The sequence below is a fragment of the Terribacillus aidingensis genome, from assembly GCF_040703035.1.
GTDB lineage: Bacteria > Bacillota > Bacilli > Bacillales > Amphibacillaceae > Terribacillus.
This window is the reverse complement of sequence record NZ_CP159996.1, coordinates 1,999,485-2,013,195: the sequence shown is the minus strand read 5'-3', so window position 1 is coordinate 2,013,195 and position 13,711 is coordinate 1,999,485. Positions and strand designations below refer to the sequence as shown.

General features: G+C 46.6%; 13 protein-coding genes, 1 other RNA gene and 1 other annotated feature. Of the genes, 12 read left to right on the top strand and 2 right to left on the bottom strand.

Features of this window, described 5'->3' with window-relative positions; genetic code table 11:
• The first annotated feature begins 4 nt into the window (after window positions 1–4).
• A non-coding RNA gene (gene ssrS, locus ABXS78_RS10690) (6S RNA) lies at window positions 5–183 on the top strand.
• A 58-nt stretch (window positions 184–241) separates the two neighbouring features.
• Here ssrS and ABXS78_RS10685 read toward each other — a convergent pair.
• The gene (locus ABXS78_RS10685; protein WP_366247225.1) at window positions 242–988 is read right to left on the bottom strand and encodes an RsfA family transcriptional regulator; all 747 of its coding nucleotides are present in this window, start codon (window positions 986–988) and stop codon (window positions 242–244) included.
• Between the two features lie 105 nt (window positions 989–1,093).
• Window positions 1,094–2,362 carry a replication-associated recombination protein A gene (locus ABXS78_RS10680; RefSeq protein ID WP_366247224.1) on the bottom strand — a complete coding sequence of 423 codons (1,269 nt, stop codon included), beginning with the start codon at window positions 2,360–2,362 and terminating at the stop codon, window positions 1,094–1,096.
• Window positions 2,363–2,520: 158 nt separating this feature from the next.
• Between ABXS78_RS10680 and ABXS78_RS10675 the strand changes: the two genes are divergently transcribed.
• The 11 genes from ABXS78_RS10675 (at window position 2,521) to ABXS78_RS10625 (ending at window position 13,632) form a co-directional block, all read left to right on the top strand.
• A complete protein-coding gene (locus ABXS78_RS10675; RefSeq protein WP_095218180.1) occupies window positions 2,521–2,940 on the top strand; it encodes an Rrf2 family transcriptional regulator in 420 nt (139 codons plus the stop codon).
• A gap of 15 nt (window positions 2,941–2,955) precedes the next feature.
• A complete protein-coding gene (locus ABXS78_RS10670) occupies window positions 2,956–4,104 on the top strand; it encodes a cysteine desulfurase family protein (protein ID WP_366247223.1) in 1,149 nt (382 codons plus the stop codon).
• A 5-nt stretch (window positions 4,105–4,109) separates the two neighbouring features.
• Window positions 4,110–5,222 carry a tRNA 2-thiouridine(34) synthase MnmA gene (gene mnmA, locus ABXS78_RS10665; protein WP_366247222.1) on the top strand — a complete coding sequence of 371 codons (1,113 nt, stop codon included), beginning with the start codon at window positions 4,110–4,112 and terminating at the stop codon, window positions 5,220–5,222.
• Between the two features lie 54 nt (window positions 5,223–5,276).
• Entirely contained in the window at window positions 5,277–5,951 is a 675-nt protein-coding gene (locus tag ABXS78_RS10660; RefSeq protein ID WP_366247221.1) for a tetratricopeptide repeat protein, read from the top strand.
• Between the two features lie 13 nt (window positions 5,952–5,964).
• The gene (locus ABXS78_RS10655; RefSeq protein WP_366247220.1) at window positions 5,965–8,304 is read left to right on the top strand and encodes an ATP-dependent RecD-like DNA helicase; all 2,340 of its coding nucleotides are present in this window, start codon (window positions 5,965–5,967) and stop codon (window positions 8,302–8,304) included.
• 59 nt (window positions 8,305–8,363) lie between these two features.
• Window positions 8,364–8,564 (top strand): hypothetical protein, encoded by a 201-nt coding sequence (locus ABXS78_RS10650; protein ID WP_093727763.1) that lies wholly within the window; start codon window positions 8,364–8,366, stop codon window positions 8,562–8,564.
• Window positions 8,530–9,630, top strand: a complete 1,101-nt coding sequence (locus ABXS78_RS10645; protein WP_366247219.1) for an AI-2E family transporter — start codon at window positions 8,530–8,532, stop codon at window positions 9,628–9,630. The genes ABXS78_RS10650 and ABXS78_RS10645 overlap by 35 nt, the downstream gene beginning before the upstream one ends.
• 42 nt (window positions 9,631–9,672) lie before the next feature.
• Window positions 9,673–9,885: a binding site (T-box leader), on the top strand.
• Window positions 9,886–9,938: 53 nt separating this feature from the next.
• A complete protein-coding gene (gene alaS / locus ABXS78_RS10640) occupies window positions 9,939–12,575 on the top strand; it encodes an alanine--tRNA ligase (protein ID WP_366247218.1) in 2,637 nt (878 codons plus the stop codon).
• Between the two features lie 67 nt (window positions 12,576–12,642).
• Entirely contained in the window at window positions 12,643–12,906 is a 264-nt protein-coding gene (locus ABXS78_RS10635) for an IreB family regulatory phosphoprotein (RefSeq protein ID WP_038561551.1), read from the top strand.
• Window positions 12,903–13,331 carry a Holliday junction resolvase RuvX gene (gene ruvX, locus ABXS78_RS10630; protein WP_366247217.1) on the top strand — a complete coding sequence of 143 codons (429 nt, stop codon included), beginning with the start codon at window positions 12,903–12,905 and terminating at the stop codon, window positions 13,329–13,331. The genes ABXS78_RS10635 and ruvX overlap by 4 nt, the downstream gene beginning before the upstream one ends.
• A 13-nt stretch (window positions 13,332–13,344) precedes the next feature.
• The gene (locus tag ABXS78_RS10625; RefSeq protein WP_095222443.1) at window positions 13,345–13,632 is read left to right on the top strand and encodes a DUF1292 domain-containing protein; all 288 of its coding nucleotides are present in this window, start codon (window positions 13,345–13,347) and stop codon (window positions 13,630–13,632) included.
• The last annotated feature ends 79 nt before the right edge of the window (window positions 13,633–13,711 follow it).

Sequence of the window (13,711 nt, the reverse complement as noted above, 5' to 3'; positions counted from 1 at the left end):
AATAGCAATCCTGATGTGTACGTTCTTCATATGTTTTGACCGATTACAATGAAGTACGGGAGTCCGAAAGTCTTCGTGCGGCATGCAAGCCTCCATAGAGTGGACGCATAAAGTGCGAATCAGGGCACCCACCTGCGGAGAGCGGGTTCAAAACTTCAATAGGACGGCACGATCGGGATTGCTATTTTCCGTTAAAAAATGAACAAAGCAGCACACACCCTACTGGGGTATGTGCTGCTTTTTATTTTGCTACTTGTTCCAAGTTGCCGTTTTTGTCCATCCGGAAAGCTGGGGGTGCGAAGGAATCTTGGTCGTCGAAGATAACCATTTTCCTAGCACGATCCATGATCTGGATAAGCACCTGATAATCAGCTTTCATCGTTTTCAGCTGATTTTTTAAGCTCTCGCATTCTTCTGTAAGCTGTGCATTTACCTGTCGGAGACTATGGGCCTCTGCTTCCAGCTGATGAATGGTATGCCGATTCGTTTCACTAGTTTGATAACCTTGCTCCATTGATTGCAAATAGCTGATTACTTGAGATAGGTTCAGCTCATCCGCTTGCTGGCTGCTGTCGATTTCGGTTTCACTTTCAGTATGTTCACCGACAATGAATGTCTCTTGTGCAATCTCTGCTTCGAAACGGGCTGTTTCTTCATCCATTGTAATTGGGAAAGCCTGTTGTGTTTCTATTGCAGACATTACCGGTGCAGGCTGATAAATTGGTGCAGCAGCTGGTTTCTGCGCTCGTTGTTCTGCGCGCTTTTTCTCCTTGCGCTGGCGCTTGGCTATAGCAACAGCCTGTTCGTAGCGGTTGCGAATCTCGGCGTTCCAGCGGAAGCCGCAAGCTGCCGAGGTGCGATTCAGTTTGTCTCCGACTTCATCGAAGGCTTTCAGCTGAGTGCTACCTTCCCGAATATGCCGAAGCACAGTTTCGGCCAGCAATAAGTCGTCTTCATGACTCCATGCGTCTTGTCTTACTTTAACCATATGGGCTAACACTCCATTTCTTATCTGTTAATCTACAAACATAGAAAGTAATAAAAACTGTTAGCCCCATTGTTGCCACAGACTGCTGCCCGTATACCTGTAACCTTATTTTCTTTTTGTTACGCGTTCATAGACCTGTTTGAGAGCTTGTTCAAACTTACCGGTGTCAGTTGGTTCGTAATACCTTCTGTTCTTAAGAAGGTCAGGTAAGTATTGCTGCTCTACCCAAGCTCCTGGATAATCATGCGGGTATTGGTATCCGATTCCGCGGCCCATGTGTTTTGCCCCTTGATAATGGGCATCTTTCAAATGAGCAGGAACCTCGCCGACTTTGCCTGAACGTATATCCGACAGCGCAGCATTGATGCCTTTGTACGCGCTGTTTGATTTAGGAGATAAACAGAGTTCTACGATTGCATTAGCCAAAGGAATACGTGCTTCCGGGAAGCCTACGCGTTCAGCTGCCTCTACTGCTGCTAAAGCTCTGGGGCCGGCTTGCGGATTGGCGAGTCCGATATCTTCATAGGCACACACAATCATCCGGCGGCCGATGCTGTCGAGATCTCCTGCTTCAATCAAACGAGCCAGATAATGTAAAGCTGCATTTACGTCGCTGCCGCGAATAGATTTCTGAAAAGCACTCAGTACATCATAATGGGCATCACCGTCTTTATCATGAGAAAAGCTTTTCTTTTGCATGCAAGCTTCTGCTACTTCCAAATCAATGTGGACAGTCCCATCTTGTGCCGGTGTAGAGTAAGCGGCAAGCTCCAGCCCATTCAATGCTGCCCGCAAATCTCCTCCTGATGCACTTGCAAAATGCTCTAATGCTTCTTTCGTTATATCCAGCTGCATGCTGCCAAGCCCTTGGTCAGGATCATCCACTGCGCGCCCGAGTGCCTCTTTTACATCCGCCGGTTCCAGACTGTTCAGTTCGAACAGATGAGATCTGCTTCGGATTGCCGGATTTATAGAATGATAGGGATTACTCGTTGTGCACCCGATCAATGTAATCAAATTACTCTCGACATGCGGAAGAAGGAAATCCTGCTTCGCTTTATCAAGACGATGAACTTCATCCAGTATGAGAACGAGCTGGCCGCTCATCTTCGCTTCTTCTACCGCGATTTCCATATCCTTTTTCTTGTCCACTACCGCATTCAGCAGCTTGTACCGAATCTGGACGCTGGAAGCAAGCGCGATGGCCATCGACGTTTTCCCCGTACCTGGAGGACCGTAAAGGATCATCGAACTCAAACGGTCCGCCTCCACCATCCGCCGGATCATCTTACCTTCACCGACGAGATGTTTTTGGCCGATGATCTGGCTGATATCCTTCGGCCGCATGCGATATGCTAATGGTTGTCTGGCCATATTTATTCCTCCATCCTGTGTCTGCTTGTCTTAGCGTATCCAGCGACCGGGGAAAATGCAAGCCACTTGCTATCCATGTTATAATATTTTCTGGTATAATAATCGTTATTGTTTTGAAATCCGAACATTACTGAGGCAGTTATGAGGAGTTTTAAGAGATGAAAATATCGACTAAAGGACGATATGGATTAACTATCATGATCGCATTAGGAAAGCATTATGGAGAAGGACCAGTCTCCTTGAAGACCATTGCGACTGAAAATAAATTGTCCGAGCATTATTTGGAGCAGCTCGCTGCACCGCTTAGGAATGCCTGTCTGGTCAAAAGTATCCGTGGCGCCAAGGGCGGCTATATGCTCGCATCAGCCCCATCAGAGATTACGGCCGGCGATATCATCCGTACGCTGGAAGGTCCGATCACACCTGTTGAGGGGATCGAAGAGGAGGAGCCGGCTAAGCAGCAGCTTTGGCTGCGCATCCGCGATGCCGTCAGGGATGTATTGGATACGACAACTTTAGAGGATCTATGCCGTCATGGAGATGATGAGAGCCAGGATCCGTATATGTTCTATATTTAATGGAGGCAAGCAGTTATGAAACCAATCTATCTTGATCACGCGGCAACATCTCCAATGCACCCGGATGTCATCCAGGCGATGATTCCGGTCATGGAGAGCACATTCGGCAATCCGTCCAGTGTTCATGCATTCGGAAGGGAAGCACGCCATATCGTGGATGTTGCACGTGAGAAGGTTGCAGCAAGTATCGGTGCAACAGATAAACAGATCATCTTCACGAGCGGAGGCACAGAGGCGGATAATATGGCACTCATCGGTGTGGCGAATGCTTGCCGTGAACAAGGTAAGCATATTATTACGACTGCAATCGAGCATCATGCTACACTACATGCAGCCAACTATCTGGAAAGTCAAGGCTTCGAGGTGACATATCTGCCTGCTGATGCGTCTGGAGCAATTAAGCTTGCCGATCTGCAAGCAGCACTACGACCGGACACGATACTTGTCTCTGTGATGATGATCAATAATGAAACAGGTGTCATGCAGCCAATCCAAGCGATTGGTGATCTGCTACAATCCCATCCTGCTTATTTCCATACAGATGCTGTCCAAGCCTATGGAACCGAGGAGATTGATGTCCATACGCTCGGAGTTGATCTTTTGAGTGTTTCGGCGCATAAAATCAACGGACCAAAGGGAATAGGCGCTTTGTATGCAGCCGATGGTGTTCGTATCAAGCCAATCACCTATGGCGGGGAGCAGGAGCGCAAACGCCGTGCGGGAACAGAAAATGTCGCCTCCATCGTCGGTTTTGGCAAAGCAGCAGAATTGGCAATGCAAAAAAGAACGGAACGTAAAGCAGCGTATCAGCTGCTTCAAGATACGTTCATTTCTGAATTGAAGCTTTCAGGAATCGACTTTTTCATTAATGGAGAGGCAGGTCAGCGTTCCGCTGGAATAGTCAATATCAGTTTTCCGGGGACGAATGTAGAATCTCTGCTGATGAACTTCGATTTATCCGGTGTTACTGTATCCAGCGGCAGTGCGTGTACAGCAGGCTCCGTCGATCCGTCGCATGTTCTGAAAACGATGTACGGTGAAGATGACCGTGTTACAAACAGTATCCGTTTCAGTTTCGGATATGGCAACACAGCTGAATCCGTCGCAGAGGCTGCCCAGACAGTCGCTGCTATTATAAAACGTCTAACAAAAGGAAAGGAGTGACAAAGATGAAAGAAAACAAAGATATTCGTGTTGTCGTCGGTATGAGCGGCGGTGTCGATTCTTCCGTTGCTGCCCTTTTGCTCAAACAGCAAGGGTACGACGTAGTCGGCATCTTCATGAAAAACTGGGATGATACGGATGAAAATGGCTTCTGTACCGCTACAGAAGATTTCGAAGATGTTAAAAAAGTTGCTAACCAAATTGGTATTCCATATTACGGGGTGAACTTCGAAAAGCAGTATTGGGATAAAGTATTCACATACTTTCTTGATGAATACAAAGCTGGCCGTACGCCTAACCCAGATGTAATGTGCAACAAAGAAATCAAATTCAAAGCTTTCATGGATCATGCTATGTCTCTTGGAGCTGACTATTTAGCTACAGGTCATTATGCTCAAGTAGAACAGCGTGATGGCAAGACAGTCATGCTCCGCGGCATGGATGAAAACAAGGATCAAACATATTTCCTAAACCAGCTGACAGAATCAACGCTTTCTAAAGTTATGTTCCCGCTAGGCGGAATGGACAAGAAAGAAGTGCGCCGTATTGCAGCTGAGAACAATCTTGCAACTGCGACGAAGAAAGATTCCACTGGTATCTGCTTCATTGGAGAACGTAATTTCAAAAGCTTCTTAAGCGAGTACCTGCCTGCACAGCCTGGTGTCATGTCCACATTGGATGGGGTTGTGAAAGGGAAACATGACGGTCTCATGTATTATACAATCGGACAGCGTCAAGGTCTTGGTATCGGCGGCGAAGGCGAACCATGGTTCGTTGTCGGAAAGAACCTGAAAGAAAACGTTCTTTATGTAGAACAAGGCTTCGATCATGACAGTCTGTACTCCGATGCCTTGATTGCTACTGATATGAGCTGGGTTTCCGAAACAGAACTAGCAGAACCGATTACGGTAACGGCTAAATTCCGTTACCGTCAAAAAGACAGCAAAGTGACGGTAACACCGATCGGTGAAAACAAAGTACGCGTCGATTTCCATGAACCGCAGCGCGCAATAACACCAGGACAAGCAGTCGTCTTCTATGATGAGGATGTATGTCTTGGCGGCGGTACGATCGATGATATCATCAAGAACGAACAACAGCTTGAATACGTCGGTTAAAACAGAAACCCTTGTCTTATGGCAAGGGTTTCCCTTACATAGAGGAGTGAAAGAATGGATCATATTAAATCAGGAATAGAAGCTTTGCAGAAGCAGGATTTAGAGGGAGCTGCCAAGCATTTTAATATAGCTATCGAAGAAAACCCAAAAGATCCAGTTGGATATGTCAATTTTGGCAATTTGCTGATGCGGATGAATGATTTAGAGAAAGCGGAACGCTTCTTCCGCCGTGCCATTGAGCTTGATGAGAAAGCTGCAACTGCTTATTACGGTCTGGGGAGTATGTATTACACTGGTGAAATGTATGAGAAAGCAATTCAGCAACTGATGGAAGCAGTGAAGCTCGGCCTGGATGAAGGGGATGTTCATTATCTCCTTGGTATGTCCTTACAGCAGTCTGGACAGGAAAAGCTTGCACTTCCTTATTTGCAGCGTGCCGCAGAGCTTGAGGATCGCGATGCTGCTATCGTTTTCCAGTACGGATTGGCACTTGCAACCGCAGGGGAAATCGATACCGCACAACAAGTGCTGCTTGACCTGCTGGAATGGAGTCCAAAGCATAGTGATGCCCTTTATAATGTAGGTGTCGCGTATCTGTATCAGCAGCAGTTTGAACAAGCGCTCGCATATATGGATAAAGCGCTCGAAGCACAGCCCGATCATGAGATGGCCATGCACGGAAAGGCGCAAATAGAACTGATTATGGAGCAAATCGAGAACGAAGAGTAAGGAGCACAGGCGTATGGAATATGGGGAGACTGCCGAGAGCCCAAAAGGCTTTGTGAAAGGTGAATTATTGCATACGATTTTCCGGAAAGAAGAAGAACAGTTTTCCATTATCCGGATCAAGGTATTGGAAACCAACGAGACGATCGCAGAAAAGGATATCGTCATCAAAGGATATATCGGAGAACTGGACCAAGGCGAGCCTTATCTGTTTTATGGTTCGATGGTCAGTCATAAACGATTCGGTGAACAGTATGAAGTGACGGAATACAAGCGGTATGTACCCGAAACGAAGGACGGGCTCATCCAATACCTATCCAGTGATCTGTTTTATGGAATTGGAAAACGGATTGCGGAGAGAATTGTAGCGAAGCTGGGTGAAAATACGATAGCGGATGTTCTATCGAATCCGGATTTGCTGGATGGTATCCAAGGACTGAACGATGAGAAGAAGGAGCGCTTCCTCCACGACCTTCGTACACATCAAGGCTTCGACCACGTGATGGTGCATCTGTCGAAGTACGGCATCGGGCTGAAGCTTGCACAGAAAATCTATAAAGTATACCGGGATGAAGCAATCAAAGTATTGGAGAAGGATCCGTACCAATATGTATTTGATATTGAGGGATTTGGATTCCACCGGGCGGATGAAGCTGCTCGTAAGAATAACCTGGCGATGGACCATGACAGCCGGCTACAAGCCGCATGCTTGATGGTGTTGCAAGACAGCATGCAGGCAGGTCATGTTTATTTGCCGAATGATGAAGTGCTAAAACAGGCCGCAGTCCTCCTGCGCAGTGCGCAATTCGGTATTAGTGCGGAACAAATCGAAGAACAGCTTGGTGTTTTGCATGCACAGAAAAAGGTTGTCAAACAGGAAGATCGTGTTTACCATCCGATGCTTTACTTTGCGGAAACTGGTTTTTGCAGCCATATGCAGCGCTTATCGGAAAAAGTTACTGAGACGGAAATTGTTCAGGCAGAGCTCCTGAAGATAATTGGCAAGCTTGAGGAAGCGGAAACGATCAGTTACGGGAAAGAACAGTTCGAAGCAATCGAGCAAGCGCTGCAATCGAAGGTGATGATCTTGACCGGGGGACCTGGAACAGGTAAAACGACGGTTATCAAAGGATTCATCAAAGCGTATGCGGAAATACACGAACTTTCGCTTGATCCAAAGGACTATAAAGATAAGGATGAGAGTTATCCATTCGTCTTGACTGCTCCAACCGGACGTGCGGCTAAGCGGATGCATGAGTCAACGAATATTCCGGCCAGCACGATCCACCGGTTGTTGGGTTGGGACGGTAACGACTCATTCGAGCGGGATGAAGATAATCCGCTAGCTGGAAGGCTGCTGATCGTCGATGAATTTTCCATGGTCGATATTTGGCTGGCAAACAGATTGTTCAAAGCTATTCCGGATGATATGCAAGTACTGCTTGTCGGAGATGAAGATCAGTTGCCTTCAGTTGGTCCTGGGCAGGTACTGTCGGATTTACTTCGTTCAGAGGCTGTACCGTGTGTGATGCTCAAAGATGTGTATCGACAGAAAGAAGGCTCCAAAATCATCACGATTGCCCATGCTATCAAGAACGGGACATTATCACAAGAACAACTGGAAAAGGACAAGGATTTCAACTTCATTCCTTGCCGGGAGCATCAAGTGGTCGATGTCATCACTCAGATTGTTGGCCGTGCCGTCGAAAAAGGCTGGGATATGCGTGATGTCCAGCTCCTGGCTCCGATGTATCGTTCGCAGGCAGGTATTCATGAATTGAATAAGCAGCTGCAGCAGCTGGTCAATCCCAAGGACAAGGAGAAGCGGGAGATGGCAGCAAAAGACGTTATTTTCCGAAAGGGTGACAAGGTCATCCAGCTTGTCAATGATCCGGAGGAAGGTGTCTTCAATGGAGACATTGGAGAAGTTGTCGCTTTGTTCCGCGAAGAAGAGAATGTCGAGCAGAAGGAGCAGCTTGTCGTTGCATTCGAGGAGAAGGAAGTCGTCTACGAAAGCAAGGATTTATCGAATTTGATGCATGCGTATTGTATCTCGATCCATAAATCCCAGGGCAGTGAATTTCCAATCGTTATTTTGCCTGTCGTGCCAGGATATCGCAGAATGCTCCGCAAAAATCTGTTGTACACCGGGATTACGAGGGCACAGCGTTCTTTGATTCTAGTTGGGGAAAAACAGGCATTTCTGCAAGGAATTCAAACAGAAGATACGAACCAGCGCTATACTTCCCTCGTGGAACATCTGGGTGGCTTCCACGAAGCGGGGGATGACATCGATCGGATGCTGCGTGAGGCAGAAGCAGAGCAGGAAGATATCTCTCCATACGATTTCATGTAGTATATACAAGGAAATAATTGGACATTCTAACATGTAAAAAGGATTTGGAGTGATCCAACATGTTGAAATGTCCGAATTGCAGCAGCAAAGATATCGGAAAGATAGGACCGGAACAATATTATTGCTGGGGCTGTTTTATTGAATTGTCGTATAAAGATGAGATGCTCTCCCTGCATCAAGTAGAGGAAGATGGCTCGTTGAGTTCCCTTGATGATTTGTTCACAGATGAAGAACGGAAATGCGACGGCGCATCATTCTAGTAATATGAAAGAGGCATCCCGTCTTTATCGTGTTCTTCTTTGGATGGTGACGATAGTCGTCGCCTTGCTGCTTTGTTTTCTGCTGATCAAGCTATACCCATTTTATCGTTCGTTCCTCCTGTTTTTAGGCGGACTATTCCTGCCTTTCATCATTGCAGGTTTGATTGCTTATTTGCTTCATCCGATCATCGATTTTCTTGCGTCGTGGCGACTGCCGCGCTGGCTGTCCATTTTGGTTATATATACGCTGTTTTTTGGTCTTACAGGATTCCTGCTGTACAAAGGCTTCCCGGTATTGATCAGTCAGGTAAAGGAATTCAGTCATAATTTGCCGGCATTGACACAGCGCTATGATCATTATGTGCAATTCATGTATGAACGGACAGCGTTCCTGCCGGAAACTGTGCATGATCAAATGGACGCTGTTTTACGTGGCTTGGAACAGCGCGCAGAAGGGTTTCTAAAAGATCTCTTGCATATATGGAATAAGCTGCCGCAAGTAGTCATTTTTCTTGTCGTTACACCAGTCATCGTATTTTATATGCTGAAAGATACGGATAAAATAGGCAATGCTGGTCTCTCGCTTCTGCCACGCCGTTACCGCAGCAGAGTTAAAGGCTTAGTGCTGCGTATAGATAATAATCTAGGCTACTATATTCGCGGAGTCCTGCTTGTGAGCTGCATTGTCAGTCTTCTGACTTGGACTGCATTCACGCTGATCAAACTGCCATATTCCTTGGTGCTCGCTTTATTGGTAGGAGCAACGAACATCATCCCATACTTCGGTCCGATCATTGGGGCAGTTCCTGCTATACTCGTCGGAATAACTATCAGCCCGAAAACGGCTCTCCTTGCTGGAATAATGGTTTTTATCATTCAATTGATTGAAGGGAACCTGCTTTCTCCCTTCATCGTCGGAAAAAGCATCCATATCCATCCGCTTCTGATCATTTTTGCTTTACTTGTCGGCGGGGAACTTGGGGGTATAATCGGTATGATCGCTGCTGTTCCTTGTCTGACGATAATCAAAGCCTGCCTGGATACAGCAAAGGAGACGGATGTTTGACAAAATCCGCTTTTTTATCTATACTAACGCTTAGATTTATAGCGAAAAGCGATGAAGGTACAAGTACATGACGTCCTTTTATTAAGAGAGGAGATTCCTTGGCTGGAAGAATCTCCATAAAAGTGTGATGGAAAGCTATACCGGAGCTCTAAGTTAATCCTTATCGGCTGCGCACCGTTATCCGCGTCTAAAGGTGATAGACCATTTTCCGGTCTATAATCAGGGTGGTACCGCGATCATACTCTCGTCCCTGCATATGGCAGGATCGGGAGTTTTTTGTGTGTTTACATAATAAAGGAGGCATTTTTATGGAAAGATTAACGTCTGCTGAAGTAAGACAGAAATTCCTCGATTTCTTCAAGGAGAAAGGACATAGTGTCGAGCCAAGTGCTTCACTTGTGCCGATAGAAGATCCTTCGTTGCTATGGATCAACAGTGGCGTTGCAACGCTGAAGAAATATTTTGATGGGCGAGTTGTGCCAGAGAATCCGCGTATCGTGAATGCACAGAAAAGCATCCGTACAAATGATATTGAGAATGTAGGCTTCACTGCCCGCCATCATACGTTTTTCGAAATGCTTGGAAACTTCTCGATCGGAGACTATTTCAAGAAGGAAGCAATCCTTTGGGCATGGGAGTTCCTAACAGATAAAAAGTGGATTGGTTTTGATCCGGAACGTCTATCTGTAACGGTTCATCCGGAAGATGAAGAAGCGTATCAAATGTGGCGTGATCTTGTTAAATTGCCGGAAGAGCGAATCATCCGTACAGAAGAAAACTTCTGGGACATCGGAGAAGGCCCGAGTGGTCCGAACTCTGAGATTTTCTATGATCGCGGAGAAGAATACGGCAACGATTCATCTGATCCAGAGCTTTATCCAGGCGGTGAAAACGAGCGCTATCTGGAAATCTGGAACCTTGTATTCAGTCAATTCAATCATAATCCGGATCACACATACACACCGCTTCCGAAACAGAACATCGATACAGGGATGGGACTGGAGCGTATGGTTTGTGTCATTCAGGATACGAAAACGAACTTCGAAACAGATCTTTTCATGCCAATCATCGAGAAGACAGCGACGTTTGCGACAAAAGCGTATGGTGAGACAGCAGCAGACGATACGGCATTCAAAGTTATTGCCGATCATATCCGTACTGTATCCTTCGCTATCAGTGATGGCGCGCTTCCTTCCAACGAAGGCCGCGGCTATGTACTCCGCCGTCTGATCCGTCGCGCAGTACGCTATGCAAAGAACATTGGTATTGAAAAGCCGTTCATGAAACAGCTAGTACCGGTCGTTGGTGATATCATGGATGCCTTCTACCCGCAAATACTCGAAAAACGTGAATTTATCGAGACAGTCATTCAGACAGAAGAAGAGCGTTTCCATGAAACGCTTGCGGATGGTCTGACTATCCTGAACCGGATCGTAGCAGAAGAAAAGGAGAAAGGTAGCAATGTCTTCCCTGGAACCGAAGTATTCCGTCTCTATGATACGTATGGCTTCCCGAAAGAGCTGACAGAGGAATATGTCAGTGAAGAAGGCTTCACAATCGATGAAGCAGGTTTCGAAGAAGAAATGAAGCAGCAGCGTGAACGTGCGCGTGATGCACGCCAGAAAGTGAACAGCATGCACGTGCAGGATAGCGTTTTGCAGGAAGTGGAAGCAGAAAGCACCTATGTCGGTTATGATCGTACAGAAACAGATACAGCTATCCTTGCGATCGTAAAAGATAAGCAGCTTGCTGATGTAGCGGTTGAGGGAGACGAAATTTTCTTCATCCTGGAAGAAACGCCATTCTACGCAGAAAGCGGCGGGCAAGTAGCCGATGAGGGCTGGGTGACGACGGAGACAGCGACAGTATTCGTACAAGCAGTCAAGAAAGCGCCAAAAGGACAAAATCTGCATCAAGCAGTTGTGAAGCAAGGACAGATTCAAGTGAAGGAAATCGTCCATGCAAAGGTTGATACAAGCAGACGTCAGCACGTAGTAAAGAACCATACTGCGACGCATCTATTGCATCAGGCTCTAAAGGATGTATTAGGTACACATGTCAATCAGGCAGGATCTTTAGTTGCGCCTGATCGTCTTCGATTCGACTTCTCTCATTTCAATGCGGTAACAAAAGAAGAATTGGAAAAGATAGAGGAAACCGTCAACGAAAAAATCTGGGATGAGCTTGCTGTCAGCACATCTTATCAAAGCTTAAGCGATGCGAAAGAGATGGGCGCGATGGCGCTGTTCGGTGAGAAATACGGTGATGTTGTACGAGTTGTTCAAATCGGTGATTACAGCCTGGAGCTATGTGGCGGTGTGCATGTTCGAAACACGTCCCAAATCGGCCTATTCAAGATTGTTTCCGAAAGCGGTATTGGTGCTGGCACGCGCCGAATCGAGGCAGTCACTTCAAAAGAAGCTTACCGGTTCACGCAGCAGCAGCAGCAGATTCTTTCACAAGCTGCAGCAGAACTAAAAACATCAAACGAACAAGTACCTTCCCGAATTGAAGCGTTATTCGCGGATCTTAAGGAAGTTCAGCGTGAGCGCGACAGCCTGCGCAGCAAACTGTCCCAGCTCGAAGCTGGCAACATATTGGATAAAGTAAAAGAAGTAAAAGGTGTTAAAGTGCTTGCAGAACAAGTGGATGTAGCAGATATGAACCAGCTACGCGGTATGGTCGATGATCTGAAACAAAAGCTTGATAGCGGTGTTATCCTTCTGGCAGCAACAGCTGAAGGCAAGGTACAGCTAGCTGCTGGTGTATCCAAGGACTTGATCGGACGCGGTCTGCATGCAGGTAACCTGATTAAAGAAACTGCCAAACGCTGCGGCGGCGGTGGTGGCGGCCGTCCGGATATGGCGCAGGCTGGCGGTAAGAATCCGGAGCAGGTTCCGGATGCACTTGCATATGCGGCAGTTTATGTCGAAGAGCAGCTTTGATTTTCCAAATCCGACAGAAAAGTATATACTGAAAAAAAGACTGGCAATTTAAGCGAGGTGGCTTCACTTGAGTTCGATGGATAAAACGATGAAATTCAACTTTCCGGAAGAACCGATGGACGAGAATGTCCGGGAAGTACTAATGTCCGTATACGAAGCATTGCGGGAAAAAGGATACAATCCGATTAATCAGATTGTCGGCTATCTGCTGTCTGGGGACCCAGCTTATATTCCCCGGCATAAAGATGCCAGAAACCTGATCCGCCGCATGGAGCGGGATGAGATTGTGGAGCAACTGGTAAAATTTTATTTGGAACAGAATAAATCATGACTGACATACTAAAGACGATGGGATTGGATGTCGGATCGAAAACGATCGGTGTGGCAATCAGCGATGGACTTGGCTGGACGGCCCAGGGTCTGACTACAATACATTGGAATGAAGCAGATTTTGAAACAGCAAAGAATGAATTGGAGCAGATCATTCAGCAGCATGGTGTACAGAGAGCTGTCATTGGCTTGCCGAAGAACATGAATGGTACAATCGGTCCCAGGGGAGAGGCTTCACAAGTCTTCTCCCAATGGATCAATGAGGAATTCAAGATCGAAACAGTGCTTTGGGACGAGCGTCTGACGACGATGGCAGCAGAACGAGTACTGCTTGAAGCCGACCTCAGCCGTAAAAAACGCAAGAAAGTAATCGATAAGATGGCAGCAGTCATGATTCTTCAGGGCTTTCTGGATTCGAAACAATAAGGAGTGTAGCCAAATGGCATTGGAAGAAAAAGAACGTATCATCATCCCGGACGAAAACGGGGAAGAACATTTATTCGAAGTCTTGTTCAATTTTGACGTGGATGAAACAGGACACTCATATATTGCGGTCGTACCGGCTGAACAAGCTGATGCGGACGATGAAGTCGAAGTGTTCGCTTTCCGCTACGAAGAAAAAGGCGATGACAAGGATCTGACATTATTCCAGATCGACACAGAGGAAGAATGGGAAATGGTCGAAGAAATGCTGAATACACTTACTGATGAGGAAGACGGCATCTAATTTGTAATAGGCAGTCCTCTCTTTCCGATAAGGCAGAGAGGATTTTTTCTTGCAGCTTTATCCGCATAAATTGTCGGAC

What these genes read in the sequence shown, in the direction of transcription:
- ABXS78_RS10685 (WP_366247225.1), bottom strand. Translation starts at nt 988, where the DNA reads ATGGTTAAAGTAAGACAAGACGCATGGAGTCATGAAGACGACTTATTG.
- ABXS78_RS10680 (WP_366247224.1), bottom strand. Translation starts at nt 2,362, where the DNA reads ATGGCCAGACAACCATTAGCATATCGCATGCGGCCGAAGGATATCAGC.
- ABXS78_RS10675 (WP_095218180.1), top strand. Translation starts at nt 2,521, where the DNA reads ATGAAAATATCGACTAAAGGACGATATGGATTAACTATCATGATCGCA.
- ABXS78_RS10670 (WP_366247223.1), top strand. Translation starts at nt 2,956, where the DNA reads ATGAAACCAATCTATCTTGATCACGCGGCAACATCTCCAATGCACCCG.
- mnmA (WP_366247222.1), top strand. Translation starts at nt 4,110, where the DNA reads ATGAAAGAAAACAAAGATATTCGTGTTGTCGTCGGTATGAGCGGCGGT.
- ABXS78_RS10660 (WP_366247221.1), top strand. Translation starts at nt 5,277, where the DNA reads ATGGATCATATTAAATCAGGAATAGAAGCTTTGCAGAAGCAGGATTTA.
- ABXS78_RS10655 (WP_366247220.1), top strand. Translation starts at nt 5,965, where the DNA reads ATGGAATATGGGGAGACTGCCGAGAGCCCAAAAGGCTTTGTGAAAGGT.
- ABXS78_RS10650 (WP_093727763.1), top strand. Translation starts at nt 8,364, where the DNA reads ATGTTGAAATGTCCGAATTGCAGCAGCAAAGATATCGGAAAGATAGGA.
- ABXS78_RS10645 (WP_366247219.1), top strand. Translation starts at nt 8,530, where the DNA reads ATGAAGAACGGAAATGCGACGGCGCATCATTCTAGTAATATGAAAGAG.
- alaS (WP_366247218.1), top strand. Translation starts at nt 9,939, where the DNA reads ATGGAAAGATTAACGTCTGCTGAAGTAAGACAGAAATTCCTCGATTTC.
- ruvX (WP_366247217.1), top strand. Translation starts at nt 12,903, where the DNA reads ATGACTGACATACTAAAGACGATGGGATTGGATGTCGGATCGAAAACG.
- ABXS78_RS10625 (WP_095222443.1), top strand. Translation starts at nt 13,345, where the DNA reads ATGGCATTGGAAGAAAAAGAACGTATCATCATCCCGGACGAAAACGGG.